Here is a 20930-nt window from a genome sequence, read left to right on the forward strand (position 1 = left end):
CTTTACGCGCGCTTACTCGGACAAACATTTAAGGTGAAATATAAAGGTTCAGTTGTTATTCCCTTCAGGATGTCCTCCATTGCAAAACCAGATGAACTTTCGCCACGCTCTACATCAGCGTGGCGAAATTCAGCGTGGCGAAAGGCTATCAGTAAATTTGTTTCCAGGTTGTTCCAGTCGAATACCAGGTACTGTTGGTATTTGCACTTAACGTTTTTATACCCCCCCCATTCTGTTTCAGGCCCAAGCCGACATTACTGCCGACTGAGATGTAAACCCGATTGCCGGTATTCGCTGCAGACGATGCAGGCAAGTCAAGCGTCGGGTTATAACCGCCGGAGGCAACAACGTTAAACAGCGCATTCCCGGTACCGCTTAGCAATGACTCCACCTGGCTTTGCGAGACACTCTCCCCGCTCCCTGTAATCGTATATTCTGGGGTTCCCTGCGGGGCTGGCCAGCTTAGGTAATTCACAATATACGGGTCCATATCGGAGGTTTTGGAGCTGTTACCTGCAATATCCGTGGTTTTAGCCTGGAATTGGTATTCCCCTGTAGTTTGGAACACCCTCATATCGGTGATGGCGATTTGCCAGTTACCACTGCTGTTAGCCACTACAGTGCCCACTGGGGCCAGGATGCGGTCAGCCATGCGCAGCACATACACGTCCACCGTCGCGTCTGGCTCCGTTGTGCCTGACAGCGAAACGCTGTCACCGTTGGTTGTTCCTGTATGTTCAACCTCACCATTACTGTCGGTCACACTCTCAATGACCGGTAACTGTGCCACGGTGTCCAGATTAAGGATGAAAGCACCAGATGCGGAAGACTGCTCGCCTTCAGCCGTCAATGCCCCTGTCACGCTCAGGGAATGATCCCCTTCGCCGGTTAAGGCATTATCCGGTGTGACGCTCCATGCGCCCTCTTCACTTGCTGTCGTGCTGCCTACCAGCGTGCCATTATCAAACAGGCGTACGGTCGCATTACTGTCCGCCGTGCCGCTCAGCGTGGGTAAAGAATCATCCGTCACCTTACCGCTGGTTAATGTTCCTGTGTGGATCCCAGCATCATCTTCTACGCCGGTAATCACCGGAATGGTGGCGGCGATAAAGGTGAGCTCCACGGTCTGGCTGCTGCCGTTGATGCTGGCCGTCACTTCACTGATACCTGACTGAATCGTTGTCACCGGTACGCTAACCACACCCTTCGCATCAGTCTGAGCTGAGGTAGGCACTACAGCGCCATTCGTAGCACTGAATGCCACATCAGCCCCGTCGACGACGTTACCGTTAGCATCCTTCACCGTGACTTGCACCTGGTTCTGCGCTTTGCCGTCAGCCAGCGCCCCGTTGGCCGTGACCAGCATATCTCCGGCGAGAATTTGCGCCGTGCTGCTATCTGCCACAAAGGTCGCGGTCAGGCTTTCAGTGCTGCCATTGACGGTTGCCGTTACCGTGCTTGATCCTGCATGAATACTGGTCACCGGTATCGTGACGATACCTTGCTCATTGGTTGTGCTGCTTGACGCAACCACCGCATTGTTATCCGCGATGAAGTTAACAACCTGCGCCGCCACCAAATTGCCGTTGGCATCTTTCACCGTCACCTGCACCGTATCCGGATCGCTGCCATTTGCTTTAGCATTGTCGCTAAGCAGGATCATATCCCCGCTGGCAATAGCAGCCGTGCTACCGTCAGCAATGAAGTGCAGAGCAATACTCTGGCTGCTGTTATTAATAGTTGCGGTCACGTTGGTTACCCCAGCCATGGTGTTCCCAACGGTGAGCGTTGTTTCCCCGTTACTGTCGGTCAGGCCCGGAAGTCCTTTCGTCGCGCCATTATCCACACTGAAACTGACTGTCTGTCCTGCCAGCGGGTTACCCTTGGCATCGGTGACCCGGACTTTCACGCTATTCGACTGATTTCCATCGGCGATTGCATTATCGCTGACCACCGTTAAATCTCCATCGGCAATCTGCGCTGTCTCTGTATCAGCAGTAAAGGTCACGTCCACCCGCTGACTGCTGCCGTTAACGGTCGCCGTGATGGTGCTATTCCCTGCGATTGTACTGGTCACATCGACAATAGCGCTCCCCGCATCATCCGACGTGGCGCTGGCGGAAATCGCAGCGCCATTGCCAGCGCTGAAGCTGATAACCTGGCCGGATACCGGGTTGCCTTGCGCATCACTCACCTTGACCTGTACCTGATTGACTGCTGAACCATCTGCAAGCGCGTTATTGGTGATGACAGTAAGATCGCCCGACGATATCTGAGCGGTACTGCTGTCAGACACGAAGGTCACATCCACACTCTGGCTGCTGCCATTGATCGTCGCCGTAATCGTGCTGGTCCCGGCCTTAAGGCTGGTGACGGGAACCCGAGCCGAGCCATCTTCGGCGGTCACCGCACTGGCGGCCATCGTCGCACTATTGCTGGCGCTAAATGCGATGCTCTGACCGGCCAGCGAATTGCCATTGGCATCGGTAACCTTAACGTCAACTTCGTTTGCGTCCACGCCGTTAGCCACAGCATTATTGATGGTAACGGTCATATTCCCCGCCGCTACCTGTGCCGTGTCGCTGTCGGCCAGGAAGGTAACGCCCACGCTCTGGCTGCTGCCATTGACCGTTGCTGTCACCGTGCTCGGCCCGGCGACCAGGCTGGTAAGAGACTGCGTGATGCGCCCTTGTGCATCCGTTATCGCGCTGTCGTCAATGGATGCGCCATTACTGGCGGTAAAGTTGACCGTCTGGTTTGCGAGTGGGTTGCCGTTGGCATCCGTGACCAGAACCTGGACCTGATTACTGCCCTGTCCATTAGCCACTGCATTATCAGCCGTTACGGTCATATTACCCGTGGCTATCTGGGCGCTGCTACTATCGGCCACAAAGGTCAGATCAATGCTTTGACTGCTGCTGTTGACCGACGCCGTCACCGTGCTTATCCCTGCGGTCAGGCTGGTCACCGGCATAATCAGGCTCCCGTTTGTATCCGTGGTTCCGCTCGCCCCCATCGTTGCGCTATTGGTTGCACTAAAACTGACCCGCTGTCCGCTGACACTGTTGCCGTTTTTGTCCGTCACCCTTACGCGTACGGCATTAGGCGTTGAACCGTTAGCCACCGCATTATTCGACTCGATTGACAACGCTCCGTCGGCTATCTGCGCCGTGCTGGCGTCAGCCACGAAGGTCACCTCGGTGGATAAAGAGGTGTTATTCACCGTCACCTGAATCGTACTTTTATCAGCCTTCATGCTGGTCACCGGTACGATAAGCGAGCCATCGGTGCCCGTCGTGCCGCTGCTGACCACCGTTGCGCCATTACTGGCGGTGAAATCGACACGTTGTCCTGCCACCGGGTTACCGTTCGCATCGCTGACGCTCACCTGGACCTGGTTGGCTGCTATACCATTAGCAATGGCGTTGTCGGTTATCACCGAAAGGTCGCCTTCGCGGATTGTTGCGGTGCTGCTGTCTGCGATAAACGTAACGTCCGTTGTCTGGCTGCCGCCGTTGACCGTCGCGGTGACTGTACTGACCCCTGCCGTTTTACTCGCCAGTGACACCGTAACGTTACCTGATGCATCCGTGGTGCCCTGGGCGTCGATCGCCGCGCCATTGCTGGCGCTGAAGAGAACGGTCGCACCGTTCACCGGGTTATCGTGCTCATCCACAACCGTCGCCTGCACTTGATTGGTGGCGCTACCGTTGGCCACCGCGTTGTTGGCGGTCACCTTCAGCGATCCGGAGGATATATGGGCCGAATTACCATCGGCCAGGAAGGTCACCGTGACGCTCCGCTGGCTGCCGTTGACCGTCGCCGTTATCTGGCTGTCGCCAGCCCGGGTACTGGTAATCGATTCTTCAATGATGCCTGCATCGTCGGTACTGCCCTGAGCGGCGATCGCGGCCTGGTTATCTGCGCTGAAATTAACCTGCTGACCGGCCAGCGGGTTACCGTTCGCATCCGTGACTACTACACGAACAATGTTAGCGGCGGTGTTGTCCGCTTTTGCATTATTGACCATGACGGTCATGTTGCCGCTGGCAATCTCGGCCGTTGAGGTGTCCGCCTTAAAGGTGACATCCACACTCTGGCTCTTACCATTCACGCCGGCAGTCACCGTGCTGATCCCCGCATGAACGCTGGTGATGTTCATCTTCAATGTGCCGTCAGCGCCCGTCTTACCGCTGGCATTTACCTGCGCCCCATCCGTGGCGCTGAAACTGACGGTCTGATCGGCTAGCGGATTGTTGTTCGCATCAGTCACTTTGACCTGGACCTGATTCTGAGCACTGCCGTTAGCGACGGCGTTGTCGCTAATAATCGTCATATTGCCCGTCGTAATCTGCGCCGTGCTACCGTCAGGTATGAAGGTAACCTCCACGCGTTGACTGCTGCCGTTGATGGCCGCCGTCACCGTGCTGGCACCCGCGCGGGTACTGGTTAGCGACGCTTGCAATGTGCCATCGGATCCCGTCGTCGCGCTGCTGGCAATGACAGCACCGTTACTGGCAGTGAAGTTCACGATTTGGCCTTCCAGTGGATTACCGTTGGCATCCGTTACCTGTACAGCGATTCGGTTAACGGATTGACCATTCGCCAGGGCATTGTCATCCAATACGGAGAGTGCATCGGTTGTAATCTGCGCCGTAGAGGCATCCGCCACAAAGTGCAGGTCAACCGTTTGACTACTGCTCCCTGCTATCGCTTTGACCGTGCTGGTTCCTGCCGTGGTGCTGGTTACAGGCAGTTGCACGCGCCCATTGTTGTCGGTCATCGCACTGGCGGCAATCATCGCCCCATTGCTGGCACTGAAACTCACTTTCTGCCCGGCCAGGGTATTTCCTCCGGCATCCGTGACAATGACCTGGATTTGGTCAGCAGCACTGCCATTCGCCAGGGCGTTATCCGTGGTCACCGTTAATGCGCCTGCCGCAATGGTGGCCGTGCTTGCATCGGCGTTGAACGTAACGTCAACCGTCTGATGGCTGTTGTTGACCGTGGCGGTAATGGTGCTCAGACCGGCGCTCATGCTGGTGACTGGTGCTATCAGTAGCCCCTGATTGTCTGTTTTGCCGGACGCAATAATTGTCGCGCCATTGCTGGCGCTAAAGCTGACTGACTGACCTGACAACACATTGCCGTTGGCATCGGTCACTTTGACCTGAACTTGATTCTCTGCATGACCATCTGCAATCGCATTATCAGCAAGGACAGTAAGTGCCCCGCTGGCTATCTCCGCCGTCGACGCGTCTGCATTAAATGTCATCGTTACGCTCTGGCTGTGGCCATTAATCGTTGCTGTGAGCGTGCTGTCACCCGCCGTGTTGCTGGTAACAGGCATTTCTACGATGCCTTGACTGTCCGTATTGCCCGCTGCCGCCACGGTCGCACCGTTACTGACGGTAAAGGTCACTCGCTGGTCGGACAGGGGATTGCCGTTGGCATCGGTCACTTTGACCTGAACAAGGTTGGTCTGTACCCCGTTCGCCAGCGCGTTATTCGTTATTACGCTCAGATCGCCGGTAGCAATGGTCGCTGTGCCACTGTCCGCGGTGAAGGTCAGATCAATACCCTGACGACTGTCATTCACACTGGCGACAATATGACTACTGCCTGCGACCATGCTGGTGAGCGGTTGCTGTACCGTCCCATCAGCCCCGGTCACCGCCGTGGCGGCGATTTGAGCGCCGTTGTCCGCACTAAAGTTGACGGTGACATCCGGCAACGCATTTCCCTGAGCATCCGTAACCCTGACATTAATTCGATTTTCTGCAACACCGTCAGCGAGGGCATTATCGGTAACAACGGTTAAATCCCCGGTGGCGATTTGTGCAGATTGGGCGTCAGCGGTGAAGGTAGTATCTACCTGTTGAGTTTGCCCGTTAATCGTCGCCGTTACCGTTACCACACCAGCGGTGAGACTGGTCAACGGCATCGCGATCGTGCCCTTATCATCCGTCGTTGCCGATGCCGCAAGCGTTGCACCATTGTTCGCGCTAAATTGAACGACCTGCCCGGCTACCGGGTTGCCGTTAGCATCGGACACCAGGACATTGACGCGGTTCTGGCTGACACCGTCGGCTAAGGCGTTATTAGCCACCACCGTCATATCCCCTGTTGCAATATGCGCACTGCTCTCGTCACTGGTCAGACTGATGCGGGCACCTAAACCCGACATGGGTTTACCTTCAAGCGTTGGCGTGACGGTAACCTCACCCGCCACTATCCCGCTGAGCGTGGCGACATACTCACCCGCCCGGGGTTCACTGACGTCACTGAGTGTCGTTCCGGAAACACCTGATAATGCAAAAGCAACCGACGTTAGACCACTCACCGGTCGAGATAGGCTGTCCTGCACCGTCAGCGCTAACGTGCTTTTTTCAATGCCGTTAGCGACCAGTATGGCTGGAGAGGCACTCAGGCTGGAGTGCGCCGCATCAGGTTGGGAATCGGCATAATGCACCGTGGACCGACTGCTTTCACCGTCTGAAAGCTGTGCCACCACCTGTGCTTCACCGGCAACGATACTGGTCAGCATTAGAGCGGCTTCGCCGTTTTTATCAGAATTGACAGACTGGGTTCCGCTTGTTCCGTCAGCAAAGGTGATGCCAAAAGCAACCTTTTCGCCCATCACCGCCTGGTTATCACCATTGACGATGTGATAAAGCACTTTCACAGGTGTCGTTCCATCTGGCGGCGCGTAATCGCCCTCAACCGAAGCATCACCCATAAAATGCGCCACGGGAGGCGTTACCTGGACGGTGACCTGCTCGGACGGGGAGCGATTCCCCTTACTGTCCTCGGCCACGGCGGTCAGAACATAGGTATTAAGGATAAGGCTGGCGTCACTTGTCGCATAGGCTCCTTTCTTTGCTGCCTGTGCAGTCTGCGCCGCCTGCCAACGCGGCAGCGTCAGCCGATAATGCGTAGCATCGACTTTTGCGACTTTACCGCCGGCTGCGGTGTAGGATGCACCTTGCCAGGCTATATTTTTAAGGCCGTGCTTTGCCGTCACTACCGTGGTGAGCGCCTGTACGCTCCCACCAGGGCCGGTGACTGTTTCAGGTGACAGCGACAGACGGATAACCTGCTGCTTACGATACTCAAGTACGATATCGTTATTACGCTCAACCAAATCGTAACGACTATGTGACAGCTTTCGCATCGCGTCAACGGCATCTGGTGACACGTTTTCGCGCAGAGATTTATCCAGTTGCAGGGTCAGATTGAGCGCCAGATTAAGTTCATTTTGATCGCCTTTACCCATGCGCTGCTCTGCGCTGAAGGTCAACATGGGAATGGGGGTATAATTCGCCCCTACCGTCACCGCATAGGGATTTTTCTGCAGATTGTCTTTGCCAAACAGGGCGACGTCATTACCGAAGTACTGCTCATATGCCAGCGTTCCACCAAGCTGTGGCAAGGCAGGCAAGAAACCATTCACCCGAAGATCGAACCCGTTAGCCGGGCGCTCATCATAGTCTTCTAAATCATGGGACTGATGCCAGCCACTCAGCCGACGATACCCATTGGCAGATAGCTTAAGGTAATCACTCCAGGCTTCCATCCCCATACCGAGACGGTAGTTATGACCGGTGACATCGCTGTCGATGAAGGAGTTCAGGCCGAACATCCAGTTATTAGCCAGGAAAAATCGGCTGCCGATCCCTACGTTTATCGTATTACGGTCGTCTTTGTGACGCATGCCAAGCTGAGTGAAAAGGAGATTTTTAGGTGTGTCATAGATAGGAACAAGCCAGTCAACGCTACTGTTGCCAAGTTTGCCCTGCTCTTCAAGACTTAACTGCACGCTCGCGGTACCAAACTGACTGAGCCAGGCTTCGGCATTACTGTTAATCGCGCTAGTGGCCTGCGAACGCGCGTAGTCAGACAGCGCTTCGGATGAGGTACGATCCTCATCCGAAAGCGTTGTCCCAATAGCAACAGCGCCACTGGCGAGTTGTTGCTCAAACGGGTTTTCTTTCACGGCAGTCTCTGCGGTATCGTTGTGCAGAAGAAAGTGCTCCCCACCCTGAGCCATGACAGGAATGATCAGACCCAGGGAGCTAAAACAAGGCATTAATTGTAGAAATACACATCCCACCGCAATAATTTTATTGAGTGTGTCAGATTTAATAATTCGCATATAAGAAAGAGCCTTTATAGACTTTACAACACCATTGAAATAATCAAGAAACATGCAGTTACGTTACTACACTTGCTCAGAATGAGATAGTTCCCATAACTTTATTATGTTTAATTTAAAATTAAACACCAAATAAATTGAATTCTTAAAAAGGTAATGATAGTCGGCATTGGATGAAAAAAACGCAATGCCATTCAGTTTCACGCGATGATATTCGGTTGCACCATGCGTGTTGAACATCACATTTTAAGATGCAATAAGTGAAACACTCATCTATAGGAGTCACACCCTCTCAGCAATATTCAATGATCAACATTAAAGTGTGCGGATTATCTCAATATGATTATTTAATATTCACTTTTTCGGTATTTTGAATTTCTTCAGGAAACAGCCAATAACAAAGGAAAAACATACCTTTCCAGGTCATTCCACTAAAAATAATGAATATTCAAAATAATAATTTGCGACACAGATAAGGTACGCTGACTTTACCCTACCCAACACTTTCCTCTATTGAAGAACTTATATTTATAAACTAATCTCGAAACGCTTATTGAAAAGCATTGTGTTTACATTAATTTATGGAAAGGATTTTTAATTATGAAATATATCATCCCCTCTGTTTTACTTTTGACCGTAAGTTTCAGCACCTTTGCTGCAAAAGAGATCCGTAGTTCTGAGATGGCTAACATGAAACAAAAAGTGGGTGAGATCTCGGTTGACGTTAAAGACGGTACTATTGACGAAGCAACGGATGCATTGTCTAAAAAAGCCGACGCGCAAGGCGCTGGTTTTTATCACATCACGTCCATTGGTATGGATGGTATGGGTTCTGATGTGAGTGCAACAGCTGAAATCTATAAATAGCAGTTAAGATCGTTTAAAAATTAAATATTAAAGGCTGTACCTCTTGTTGTAGGGGGCAGCCAGATTCACTCCACATATACATGAGAGCTGTTTTTTAATTTCATATGAGGGTAGTTATGAATAAGTTCAAACTAACATTAGTGGCATCATTGTTGGCCTGCTCCACAGGCGCTATGGCCAGTCACCATTTTGAATCGGCGGCAGCATTACAGGACCCAACTATCAACCAACTGGATAATTATGTTTTCCAGTCATCTCGTCCCGATGCAACAGCAATCATTATGGATGTGAATCCTTCACCTAAAGATACCGCTGATGGCGTGTTTAAACCTGGCGCGCTCTACAATATTCATATTTCAGACGATACAAAATTCAAATCAGGTCATACCTTTTCCCTGAAATTTGATGAGCAAGGAAATTACACCGTCTATGAAATCGATTCGCCAAATGCGCCTGTAGGCACCGAAGGCAAAGCCATCGGCAAAGGAAACATTAACCAAAAAGCAGAGCTGACTAACGGAATCCATCTATGGGCGGGCGTAGCCAAAGACCCGTTCTATGGCAATTCACCTGGTCTTCATATCCTTCGCCAGCAGTTGGCGGAAGGAACCTATGATCCGACTATCTGGACCTCGGTAAAAGGCAAGAACATCTTTACGGGTCGTAAGTGCGGCGCAATTGTTATCGATATTCCTAACAAAATGCTGGGTAAAAAAGTTGAAGTCTTTATGACTACAGCCGTTCAGAAAGACAATGCCTGGAAGCAAGTACAGTACTCTGCTATTCCGCTGTTCTCTCACTCTATGCTTTTTGAAAATGAATCCCTCAAAGCAGAACATAACCAGAGCCGTCCTGATAACTCACAGGATATGAAGAACTTCGTGTCGGCTCGTACGGCTCGCGCCAGTACCTTCGCGCATTCCCAGAAAGAGCCTCAGGCTTATGGTGACAAAGTTGCCAATATGCTGGTACCGGATGTTATCACCTATAACGTAGGTACTCCGGCGAAGTTTTCCGCACAATCGATTAATGGTCGCAGTCTTAGCGATGACGCCATGAGCGAAATGCTGACATTACTGCTGGGTCAGCCAACCGATCAGCACATCACAAATCAAAAACTGTATACGCAGGATTTCCCGTATTTAATCCCTGCCGCCTCTAAATAAGTATTTCCTCCTTTCAGCCATATCAAAGGGTATGGCTGAATATTTGCGACCTGACATGAAGGATAGAAGTATGACAGGAAGTATTTTCAAGACTCCTGGTCTTGTGGGGAAAATAAAGCCCCACCTGTTTGCCATTATTACACTCTGTAGTAGCCCCGTTTTTGCGCATGATTTCTGGATCCTCCCCCACGATGCTCTGTCACAACAAGACCAAAAGATCTTATTTGAGCTACGAATTGGGCCTGGTTGGCCGGGCAAGCAAACGCCTCGACTTCCGGGACTTATCGATTCTTTCACCGCATGGGATACGCTGGGGCAGCAGAAAGTCGAAGGTCATGATGGTTCTCTTGTTATTGGGCATATTAACACCCGCACCCCAGGTACAACCATCGCCTCACTGACCACGAATGGTGCAAAAATAACCCTGCCTGCGGATGAATTTGAGGAATACCTCAAGGATGAGGGGCTCAATAAAATAATTGAAATCCGCAAAGAACGTGGTGAATCTTTACAACCAGGGGTTGAGTTATTCTATCGCTGTGCAAAGACACTGATCTTTGTTGATAATCAGAGTGCGGGATTCGACAAAGTTATCGGTCTTGAGCGCGAACTTATCCCCGTTACTGAACCGCTTAAGTATAAACCCGGCACCCCTTTTACGGTGAAATTACTCCACGCAGGTGTTGCTTTGGCGGGAATACAGGTTAAAGCAGAATTAAATACCACCCCTCCCACCGTTTTACGGGCCACCACTGACGCTAAGGGTCTTGCCAGTTTCATCCTCCCGAAAAGAGGTGAATGGTTATTTAGCGCTGTTGATATGGATATTTCACCAGTAGACGGCGCTGACTGGAAAAGTGTCTGGGCATCGCTGACTCTCCCGGTCGCAGGAGGAACGATTCCATGACAATAAATAAGTCTCTGATTAACAGTGCTATAACCATGGCGGCTATTTTAATGGTCAACAATGCATACGCGCATACCACTGCCAATTCATCAGGTTGGTTGCACCCTATATCGGGTATGGATCACCTGCTAGCTATGATTTCTGTAGGTGCCTGGAGTAGCCAAATTGGCGGCAGGGCCATCTGGATTGTCCCCTCGTGTTTTGTGTGCTTTATGTTTATTGGTGGTTTAATTGGTTTTGAACATATAGAACTCCCCGCAACGGAAATCGCGGTCTCTTTATCCGTCGTGCTGCTGGGGCTGGCTATTTCAGTAAAAAAAATCCTTCCACTGTTTCTGGCGGCGGGAGCGACAGCTCTCTTTGGTATTTTCCATGGTTATGCCCACGGTTATGAAATGCCGCTGATGCAAAACAAACTGATATATACCCTGGGATTTTTAACCACTACGGCCTGCCTGCATGTTGTTGGCGCCGTCGGCGCGCATTTTCTCCTGAAGTCACGCACTGGCGATGAGTTGCTGAAGATTCTGGGCGGATTCAGTGCGGCTTGCGGGTTGTATCTGCTCAGCTCCGTTATCTAGCGCACGGAGCGGTTAGAACGTTTACCGCGGTTATTCTTTTTTTCACAAACCATCAAGGAAATACCATGATTAAACCTTACAAAGGCTTCGGCGTACTTGCTGTCGCAGCAGGTTCGCTTTTGCCTAATGCACATGCAGCTAATCAGGAAACTCCGGTGCAAAATGTCGGCACAGCAAAGAAACCTAATATTATTCTGATTGTTTCCGACGATATCGGATATGGCGATCTGGGTGTTTACGGCGGCGGTGAAGGTCGCGGTATGCCAACGCCAAATCTCGATCGGATGGCCGATGAAGGCATGACGTTCTTTGATTTTTATGGTCAACCCAGCAGTACGCCAGGTCGCGCCGCAATGCAGACTGGCCGTATCCCTAACCGAAGCGGAATGACGACCGTGGCCTTCCAGGGCCAGGGCGGCGGTCTGCCTAAAGAAGAATGGACATTGGCATCCGTGCTGAAAACCGGCGGCTATAAAACCTTCTTCACCGGCAAGTGGCACTTGGGCGAGGCCGATTACGCGCTGCCCAATGCTCAGGGCTACGACGAAATGAAATATGCCGGTCTTTACCATCTCAACGCTTACACCTATGCCGATCCTAAATGGTTCCCGGATATGGATCCTAAACTTCGTGAGATGTTTGCACGCGTAACGAAAGGCGCGATGTCCGCTAAGGCTGGCGAAAAGCCGCATGAAGACTTCAAAATTAACGGTCAGTATGTCAACACGCCGCAGGTCGATGGTAAAGAAGGCGTTGTCGGTATTCCTTACTTTGACCGTTATGTGGAAAAAGCGTCTCTCGATTACCTGGATGCCAACGGCAAATCCTCTGAACCGTTCTTCATGAGCATCAACTTTATGAAGAGCCACCAGCCAAACATGCCGGATCCTGATTTCATCGGCAAATCCATGTCCAAAACCAAATATGCGGATTCAATGGTGGAGATGGATGCACGTGTCGGCCATATCATGGATAAGTTGCGCGAGCTCGGCATTGATAAAAACACCCTGGTTATCTGGACTACGGATAACGGCGCCTGGCAGGACGTCTATCCGGATGCGGGATATACCCCGTTCCGTGGCACCAAAGGCACCGATCGCGAAGGCGGTAACCGTGTTCCTGCAATTGCCTGGTGGCCAGGTAAAATCAAGGATCACAGTCGCAATCACGATATCGTCGGCGGTTTAGATTTGATGGCGACTTTCGCTTCAGTCGCAGGTGTGAAATTGCCGGAAAAAGATCGCGCCGGTCAGCCCATTATTTTTGACAGCTATGATATCTCGCCAGTGTTGTTTGGCACCGGTAAAGATCCCCGTACGTCGTGGTTCTATTTTACTGAAAACGAACTCTCTCCAGGCGCAGCCCGAGTGGGTCACTACAAAGCTGTTTTCAATCTGCGTGGCGACGATGGTCAAAGCACCGGTGGTTTAGCCGTCGATTCCAACCTCGGCTGGAAGGGACCTTCATCCTATGTGGCGACCGTTCCGCAAATCTTTGACCTCTGGCAGGATCCGCAGGAACGTTATGACATTTTCATGAATAACTACACTGAGCATACCTGGACGTTGGTGACCTTTAATGAGGCCATCACCGAACTGATGAAAACCTATGTCAAATATCCCCCACGTAAAACGCAGAGCGAAGGCTATACCGGCCCGATCACTCTGAGTCAGTACGAACGTTTCAAGAATGTGCGTGACCAACTGCAACAGGAAGGTTTCAAGCTGAGTATGCCTACGGGTAACTAAAATAATAAAATGGCCCGTCAGCCTTGCTGCGGGCCAGCATTAATATCGTACAGCACAAGGCCCTGCCCATGAAAAAAAGCACCACAATTCCGCTAACCCCGCTCCAGAATCAGGGCAAATATCTCCCGGCTTACAAACGTCGCTACCATATGATGGCCAAACCCAGCGGTTCAACCTGCAACCTTGACTGCAATTACTGTTTTTACCTGCACAAAGAACACCTGCTCCAGCAACCTCATGATAAGGGCATGAAGGATGAAGTACTGGAAACCTTTATCCGCCAGTACATTCAAAGTCAGGATGGGGAAGAAATTATCTTCTCCTGGCAGGGTGGCGAGCCCACATTGATGGGGCTTGAATTCTTTGAAAAAGTCGTCGCTTTGCAACGTAAATATCAGCCCAAACATCAGCGTATCGAAAATGATCTGCAGACCAACGGGGTGCTGATAAACGACAGATGGGCCTCTTTTTTGAAAGAGCACAATTTCCTGGTAGGCATTTCAATTGATGGTCCGCGGGAGATTCACGATCGCTTTCGTGTCACACGCAGCGGCAAGCCCACATTCGACAAAGTGATGGCCGGCATTGATGCGCTTAAGCGTCATCAGGTCCCCTTTAATGCACTGACCGTTGTCAACAAGGTCAACGCCCGCTTTCCCCGTGAAGTGTACCGTTTTCTGACCCGTGAACTGGGTGCCACCTACATTCAGTTTACCCCTTGCGTTGAGGCGAGGGATTTTACCACCATCGCCCCGCATTTTTGGCATGAGGAGAGTACCCCTGTCACCGGCAGTCCTCGTGCAAAACCTGGCGGCCTGGACTCGATTGTGACCGACTGGTCAGTTGATCCGGATGACTGGGGCCACTTCCTGACGGAAACATTTACTGAATGGGAGACCTATGATCTGGGGCGTGTACAGGTCAATTTATTCGAAACGGCGGTGGTACAAACGATGGGGCTGCCCGCCCAACTATGTATTACCGCGCCATTTTGTGGCAAAGCACTGGCCATCGAGAAAAATGGTGATGTCTACTCCTGTGACCACTATGTCTATCCCGAATACAAACTTGGCAATATCCAGAGGCTTAAACTGACGCATATGGTGTTTTCAGAACGTCAAAAAGTCTTTGGTATGGGGAAAAAGGATACCCTGCCCGCTTATTGTAAAGCCTGCCCACATCTGAATTTGTGTTGGGGAGAGTGCCCGAAAAATCGTATCGTGTGTGCACCTGATGGTGAGGAAGGGTTGAATTATCTATGTCCGGGATTCAAATATTTTTATGCTGCGGTTCGCCCTCAGTTGGAAAGAATTGCCGCCATGCTGAAATAGGGAAACATCAACTCAGAAGGCCACCCGAGAGTGGCCGTTTTATCACTTTCTGCACAACTCAGGATCGTAGACCCTATTCCAGTCCTGCTTCATATCCACGATACTCCAGCCCTGCTTTGCTGCCAGCGCTAACCCATCGACCAGCTTGCCACTCGCAGGCGGGTGGCTGTCATAGGCATATTCGCGGATTGCATCGGTATGATGAATCAGCATTTCAAAGGTTTTATAGTCGGGATTAGCCGAGGTGTACTGCAACATCGCCAGATCGCCATCACTGTTACCAAACGCGGCTACCGGGCGTTGACCCATAAACAAATGGATAGCGACCGGTTTCATGGCTTTGTCATCGTTAAAAGCGCCTTTCATCGTTTTGCGCAACTGTGGCCCGTCCTTCGTCAGCCTGAATTCCGTGAGTGCAAATGAGCCAATGACCTGCTCCGGCGGGATACCATACATTTTCTGCGACATCACACGCATAAAATCACTGCCGCCGCCGGAAACAATCCAGGTTTTGAAACCATTAGCGCGGAGATAATCCAGCAACTGCCGCATAGGTTGATATCCCAGTTGGTCATAACGACAGCCCGTATGTCTATTTTTATGGCTGTCGAGCCAGTGACTCACGCGATGACTGAATTCTTCAGTGGTCATGCCGCTGTGTGTCAGAGCAACGAGCTTCAATAGCCCTTTATCACCAGAGGCTGCTACGGTTTTAAAATCGTCATTAAGTACCGCCATCACCAGGGGATCGTTTTTCCATTCCAGGTTAACGGGGGCCAGACGCTTAATTTCATCCATCGCAAACTGTAGCTGAAACGTCAGAGGCGCCTCTGGCCAAAGCGTTCCGTCGTTATCAAAAACAACGTAACGTTTGTCCAGTGGGATGTAATTTGGGCTACCATCGCGGGTACTTTCCTGCACCCACTTCTCAATGGCCTGCTTTACCGGAGTCTCCTTCCATGCAGATAACGGATCAACAGGGTTGCTAGCGGCATAACTGACACAGCTCAGTAACAGGGGGCTGAGCAAGACTATTTTTCTCATATCAAATTCTTCAGATGGTCAAAAATTCTGGCCTAAGCAACAACGACACAGTCGCTTGTTGCTTGGGCCAGAAGACAAATCCGTTAGGGTTATTTACTGACGGTATGATCGAGCCAATCCGGTAACAGGTTGAAAATCGTGTCAATCGCCCCGAATCCACCATTGAGGTGATAAAAATCATTCATATAGTCGATGTCGGTACAGCGGATCTGAACCCGCCCGTCTTCTGTTTTCCAGATAAATGCTTTGATTGGCAATTCAAAACCGACGTCAATATTGCTCGAAAGCAAGCTGCCCACCAGATGCGTGTTCTGAAACAACAGACACACCGCCTCATCGACAATTTTATTTGATAATGCAGCGACCTTCTGTTGATCAACATCGGCGATAATCATCACTTCTGGAAATTCTGCTAACTTTGCCAGCAAGCGGTCTGCTGTTTCTCTAACAGAGTAAGGACTTGTTCTGACCCAGCGCTGATTAATACCTTGCATAAATTATTCCTTTATAAATATCTGTCACAGGTTTTAGATAGCACCAATGTCTTTTGGATCCCATAATTCAAAGACCAGGTAGTCAGTAACCGCCGTTGTTGAATTATTTTTGATGGTCACTTTCCCGGTATTCACAAGGTCAGCAGTTTCCAATTTGCCTAACGGTGTCGTATCTTTCTCTCCGCTCTTATCAACAATCAGCGAACCATCAAGCACCAAAAGATAAGTAGGACGATTACTGAAATCCTGCTCCGGCACAGAGGTCCCTGCTGATAACGTCACTTTTCGAACGCGCATTACACGATCTGTCAGCTTGTCGCTACTATTTGAAAATTGAATATCGCTGACGTTATGCTTGTACACCGGATTACTTTTCTCAAGACCGCCTGCTTTTGGCGCACTGACATAGAAACTGTCCTGGTCAGCTTTCAGCTTTTTCAGCAACGGGGTGTTTTGTGGATAAGTCACTCCCTTGCAAGGCGTGCCATCATCAAGCAGGTCAAAAGTGGTCATGGTCAACATTTCGGTCTTTGAACCATTTCTGGCGTAATGCACATTGGCATATTCTTTATAAGAGTCCCCTATGTGCAGCGTCACGGGTTTATGTTGATAGGGGTGGACAATCGCCGTTCCTTTGGTCACACCCAACATTGCGGGCCGATTCTCATGACTGTGTAAATTAATAAACGAACCAGGTTTTACATCAACGGTACGAAAGCGCAATTTTCGACATGTCAGTGGCTTGTTTCCATCAGGGAGGTGGATGTCTGATATTTTCAGTGTATTCAACACTTCTGATTTAATGCCATCAGGAAGCATAGGCTGAATGGCTGTAGGCATTGATTCTGCATACGTGGTACTGATAAAGAAGGAAGATGCAACCATAACAGCAATTGCCGTATTTTTTATTTTCACCTATTCACCTCGACTATTTTTGGGAGAAACAACGCTATCTGGAGTAAGCATGAATACATGCTCAGATAAACGAACAAATACCCTTTATGAGAGAGTACATTACAAGCCGATTTGAGAGTAGCCTGTAGGCAAGGAGATAACAACATTAACCAAAATTAGCACAACGGTGAAATAGGCTTTCAATAGTTTTTAATTTCAAACTTAACGCGCTGTACAACCTATTGTTCGGCCATACTGTACAGATCAACAAAATACTTCGGCGGACGCATGAAGTTTAAATTAATAGAAATGAAGTTCTGAATAATTAAATCTATTTAGGTCAAAAGACAGCGAGGCAATTTATTAAATAACAGCGGCATATTTGGAATGCTATATGACTGAATTTAATTTTTAACAATAGTGCTTCCATGTAATGGAAAGGGGCATGATTTAGAGGTGTGAAATAGTTGAAAGAATATCCTCCGTACTGGCACGGAGGATATTTTTAGTAAAAAATAAACTGTGGGGTTATGCGTTGAGCAGTTTCTCTGCAGTCTCTTTTACGCTTGCCAACAGGATTTTCACATCCTCCAGACAGACGGTTGGATTCAACAGGGTCATCTTCAGGCACGTAACGCCATCAGCTTCCGTTACTCCAACGTTGGCGCTACCGGATGCCAGCAGCACGTCACCGATACGCTGATTCAGCAATGCGACAAATGCGCTATCGCCGCTTTCCGGGCGGAATCGGAATAGTACGCTTGCCAACTGTGGCTGCATAACCAGCTCCAGATGCGGCTGAGCAGAAACATATTCCGCCACTTTTTGTGACAGCGTCACGCCGTTATCAATGATCTCGGCGTACTGCTTTTTGCCCAATGCTTCAAGGCCCATCCACAGTTTTAAGGCATCAAAACGACGGGTGGTTTGCAGTGATTTTGATACCAGATTTGGCACGCCGTGCTCTTCATCAAAATCAGAGTTCAGGTATGCCGCCTGGTAACGCATCAGCTCATAGTGACGTGCGTCCTTCAACAGGAATGCGCCACAGCTGATAGTCTGGAAGAACTGCTTGTGGAAATCCAGCGTCACAGAGTCTGCACTTTCCAGGCCGTTCAGATAGTGGCGATACTTCTCAGACAGCAGCAGCGCCCCGCCCCATGCGGCGTCAACATGCACCCAGATATTTTCCTGCGCGGCCAGCGCAGTAATCTCGACTAACGGATCAATCGCCCCTGCATCGGTGGTACCGGCAGTGGCCACAATCGCCATCACCTGCTCACCGTCAGCTTTCGCCTGTGCCAGTTTGGCTTTCAGATCAGCGACGTCCATCCGCGAGAACGCATCGGTTTTCACCAGGGTGACAGACCGGTAGCCCAGTCCCATCAATGCCATATTTTTTTGCACAGAGAAATGGGCGTTTTCAGAGCAGAACACTTTGATTTTGCTCAGATCGCCGGTTAATCCCTGCTGCTGTACAGAGTGACCCTGACGTGCGAAGAATGCATCGCGCGCCAACATCAGCCCCATCAGGTTACTCTGCGTGCCACCGCTGGTGAACACGCCCGCATCCCCGGCACCGTATCCCACCTGCTCACGCAGCCACTCGATGAGTTTAATCTCAATGATGGTCGCCGACGGGCTTTGATCCCAGGAATCCATGCTCTGGTTAGTGGCGTTGATCAACACCTCTGCTGCCTGGCTAATCACCAGGCTTGGGCAGTGCAGATGCGCCACACATTGTGCGTGGTGGACAGACAGGCTGTCTTTGAGGAAATACTCAATCGCACGCGCAATAGTGGCCTGGTTGCCCAGGCCTTCGTCGGTAAAGTTTAACTGGATACGATCGCGCAGCTGGTCGACGGTTTTACCCTGATACATTTCAGGCTGCTTTAACCAGTCGATGACGGCCTGGCTACTCTGCTCAATGGCTTCCTGATAGGCGGCGATACTTTGCGCCGAACCAGACAGGATCGGATTGTTATCAGACACTATCGTAACTCCGATTAAACCGGCTTAACGCCAGCGCCCAGCAAGGCGTTTTCAAATTTATCGAGGAAAATTTCCAGCTCCGCGTTGGTTATCAACAGAGACGGCAGCAGACGCAGAACGCAACCGTTACGGCCACCGCGCTCCAGAATCAGGCCAGACTCGAAGCATTTTTTCTGCAAAAGTGCTGAGAGCTCGCCATCTGCCGGGTAGCATCCCATGTGATCCTGTGCTTCGTTCGGCTTCACGATTTCAATGCCGATCATCAGACCCAGACCGCGAACGTGACCGATAACCGGGAAACGTTTTTGCATGTCGGCCAGTTTGCCTTTCAGCCACTCGCCCTGGGCGGCAACTTTATCGGCAATACCGTCGTCTTTGATGATTTTAAGCGTGGTCAGGCCGGTGGCCATCGCCAGCTGGTTACCGCGGAAAGTCCCGGTATGGTGGCCTGGTGCCCATGCGTCAAACTGTTTTTTGATGCCCAGAACGGCTAACGGCAGACCGCCACCGACGGCTTTGGACATGACGATGATGTCTGGCTCGATCCCGGCGTGTTCAAACGCGAACAGTTTCCCGGTACGTGCGAAGCCCGCCTGGACTTCGTCGATGATCAGCAGAATGCCATGCTCCTGCGTGACTTTACGGATACGCTGCAGCCATTCGACCGGAGCCGGGTTCACACCGCCTTCGCCCTGCACGGCTTCGAGGATCACCGCCGCAGGTTTGCGCACGCCGCTTTCCACGTCGTTGATCAGGTTTTCGAAATAGTAGGTCAGCGCTTTCACGCCAGCGTCACCGCCAATACCCAGCGGGCAGCGGTACAGATGCGGGTAAGGCATAAACTGCACTTCCGGCATCATATTGCTGACGGCTTCTTTTGGTGACAGGTTGCCAGTTACGGAGAGCGCACCGTGCGTCATACCGTGGTAGCCGCCGGAGAAGCTGATAATGCCTGAACGGCCAGTCACTTTTTTCGCCAGTTTGAGCGCGGCTTCAACGGCATCTGCGCCAGATGGCCCGGTGAATTGCAGGCAGTATTCTTTGCCCTGACCCGGTAATAAAGAGAGTAAATAAGATGAAAATTCATCTTTTAGAGGGGTGGTCAGATCCAGCGTATGTAACGGTAAGCCGCTGCTGATGACACTTTGAATGCTTTGAAGCACGTCAGGATGATTATGACCCAGCGCCAAGGTTCCGGCGCCTGCCAGACAATCAAGATATTGATTATTTTCAACGTCAGTTATCCATACACCCTGCGCTTTGGCTATTGCCAATGGCAGTTTACGGGGATAGCTTCTGACGTTAGATTCAAACTCAGCTTGTCTCGCTAAAAAGGTATCATTGCTTTGTGGTAATGAATTAGCACTTAAAGTATCAATACGGACTTTATCCGTCATCATATCACTCCTACAACCTCGGGTATTATTAACGCCGGGTTGAATAAAGGTTAAGGGACTGGCCTGTAAAAAACGCGGCTAATATATGCCGTTTTAAGAAAGGACTCAATCATTTATTTTTATGTGTGAAATACCCTTTAAAATCAAAGCATAACAAGAAAATGCATTGCCCATTTAGTTTAAGGATAAATGGATAAACAGGCAGTATACAACGTCATGAAACCCATCGAATTGACATGGTTTTACGCTTTCGCAACACAATTTTACTGTTTAATGTCTTGGGCCTTACTCTTCAAGGCATTCTTTTTTACTAGTTTATTTCTAAATGTAATAAAAACATCGACCCCTCCTGAT

Annotated in this window: 12 protein-coding genes; 6 read left to right on the plus strand and 6 right to left on the minus strand. The window is 50.5% G+C overall.

Annotated elements, in window-relative coordinates; genetic code table 11:
* Window positions 1-148 precede the first annotated feature (148 nt).
* Window positions 149-7996: an Ig-like domain-containing protein gene (locus tag ACG0Z5_RS01400; protein ID WP_394444963.1), complete on the minus strand. Its 7848-nt coding sequence runs from the start codon at window positions 7994-7996 to the stop codon at window positions 149-151.
* Window positions 7997-8755: 759 nt separating this feature from the next.
* Between ACG0Z5_RS01400 and ACG0Z5_RS01405 the strand changes: the two genes are divergently transcribed.
* From ACG0Z5_RS01405 to ACG0Z5_RS01430, 6 genes are all read left to right on the plus strand, one after another.
* On the plus strand, window positions 8756-9022 hold the full coding sequence (locus ACG0Z5_RS01405; protein ID WP_394444964.1) for a DUF1471 domain-containing protein: 267 nt from the start codon (window positions 8756-8758) through the stop codon (window positions 9020-9022).
* 116 nt (window positions 9023-9138) lie between these two features.
* Window positions 9139-10188 (plus strand): DUF4331 family protein, encoded by a 1050-nt coding sequence (locus ACG0Z5_RS01410; RefSeq protein WP_394444965.1) that lies wholly within the window; start codon window positions 9139-9141, stop codon window positions 10186-10188.
* Between the two features lie 70 nt (window positions 10189-10258).
* Window positions 10259-11095, plus strand: a complete 837-nt coding sequence (locus tag ACG0Z5_RS01415) for a DUF4198 domain-containing protein (protein ID WP_394444966.1) — start codon at window positions 10259-10261, stop codon at window positions 11093-11095.
* Entirely contained in the window at window positions 11092-11676 is a 585-nt protein-coding gene (locus ACG0Z5_RS01420; RefSeq protein ID WP_394444967.1) for a HupE/UreJ family protein, read from the plus strand. Before ACG0Z5_RS01415 ends, ACG0Z5_RS01420 begins: the two co-directional genes overlap by 4 nt.
* A 65-nt stretch (window positions 11677-11741) precedes the next feature.
* Window positions 11742-13424 (plus strand): arylsulfatase, encoded by a 1683-nt coding sequence (locus ACG0Z5_RS01425; RefSeq protein WP_394444968.1) that lies wholly within the window; start codon window positions 11742-11744, stop codon window positions 13422-13424.
* A gap of 68 nt (window positions 13425-13492) precedes the next feature.
* Window positions 13493-14755, plus strand: a complete 1263-nt coding sequence (locus tag ACG0Z5_RS01430) for an anaerobic sulfatase maturase (protein ID WP_394444969.1) — start codon at window positions 13493-13495, stop codon at window positions 14753-14755.
* Between the two features lie 42 nt (window positions 14756-14797).
* On the opposite strand, the gene ACG0Z5_RS01435 is transcribed toward ACG0Z5_RS01430, so the two are convergent.
* The 5 genes from ACG0Z5_RS01435 to ACG0Z5_RS01455 all read right to left on the minus strand — a co-directional run bounded on the left by ACG0Z5_RS01435 (window position 14798) and on the right by ACG0Z5_RS01455 (window position 20579).
* Window positions 14798-15799 carry an HAD family hydrolase gene (locus ACG0Z5_RS01435; protein WP_394444970.1) on the minus strand — a complete coding sequence of 334 codons (1002 nt, stop codon included), beginning with the start codon at window positions 15797-15799 and terminating at the stop codon, window positions 14798-14800.
* An 89-nt stretch (window positions 15800-15888) separates the two neighbouring features.
* The gene (locus ACG0Z5_RS01440) at window positions 15889-16293 is read right to left on the minus strand and encodes a DUF302 domain-containing protein (RefSeq protein WP_394444971.1); all 405 of its coding nucleotides are present in this window, start codon (window positions 16291-16293) and stop codon (window positions 15889-15891) included.
* Between the two features lie 33 nt (window positions 16294-16326).
* Complete coding sequence (locus ACG0Z5_RS01445) at window positions 16327-17208, minus strand: hypothetical protein (protein WP_394444972.1); 882 nt, start codon at window positions 17206-17208, stop codon at window positions 16327-16329.
* A 507-nt stretch (window positions 17209-17715) separates the two neighbouring features.
* Window positions 17716-19179: a pyridoxal phosphate-dependent decarboxylase family protein gene (locus ACG0Z5_RS01450; protein WP_394444973.1), complete on the minus strand. Its 1464-nt coding sequence runs from the start codon at window positions 19177-19179 to the stop codon at window positions 17716-17718.
* A 14-nt stretch (window positions 19180-19193) separates the two neighbouring features.
* The gene (locus ACG0Z5_RS01455) at window positions 19194-20579 is read right to left on the minus strand and encodes a diaminobutyrate--2-oxoglutarate transaminase (protein WP_319630321.1); all 1386 of its coding nucleotides are present in this window, start codon (window positions 20577-20579) and stop codon (window positions 19194-19196) included.
* Window positions 20580-20930 lie beyond the last annotated feature (351 nt).

Origin of the sequence: Scandinavium sp. M-37 (genome assembly GCF_043558715.1) — a bacterium.
GTDB classification, from domain to species: domain Bacteria; phylum Pseudomonadota; class Gammaproteobacteria; order Enterobacterales; family Enterobacteriaceae; genus Scandinavium; species Scandinavium vulneris_A.

Excerpts from the sequence above, each read along its gene's own strand:
- ACG0Z5_RS01410 (WP_394444965.1), top strand. The coding sequence starts at position 9,139 with ATGAATAAGTTCAAACTAACATTAGTGGCATCATTGTTGGCCTGCTCC.
- ACG0Z5_RS01430 (WP_394444969.1), top strand. The coding sequence starts at position 13,493 with ATGAAAAAAAGCACCACAATTCCGCTAACCCCGCTCCAGAATCAGGGC.
- ACG0Z5_RS01420 (WP_394444967.1), top strand. The coding sequence starts at position 11,092 with ATGACAATAAATAAGTCTCTGATTAACAGTGCTATAACCATGGCGGCT.
- ACG0Z5_RS01405 (WP_394444964.1), top strand. The coding sequence starts at position 8,756 with ATGAAATATATCATCCCCTCTGTTTTACTTTTGACCGTAAGTTTCAGC.
- ACG0Z5_RS01455 (WP_319630321.1), bottom strand. The coding sequence starts at position 20,579 with ATGATGACGGATAAAGTCCGTATTGATACTTTAAGTGCTAATTCATTA.
- ACG0Z5_RS01415 (WP_394444966.1), top strand. The coding sequence starts at position 10,259 with ATGACAGGAAGTATTTTCAAGACTCCTGGTCTTGTGGGGAAAATAAAG.
- ACG0Z5_RS01435 (WP_394444970.1), bottom strand. The coding sequence starts at position 15,799 with ATGAGAAAAATAGTCTTGCTCAGCCCCCTGTTACTGAGCTGTGTCAGT.
- ACG0Z5_RS01425 (WP_394444968.1), top strand. The coding sequence starts at position 11,742 with ATGATTAAACCTTACAAAGGCTTCGGCGTACTTGCTGTCGCAGCAGGT.
- ACG0Z5_RS01440 (WP_394444971.1), bottom strand. The coding sequence starts at position 16,293 with ATGCAAGGTATTAATCAGCGCTGGGTCAGAACAAGTCCTTACTCTGTT.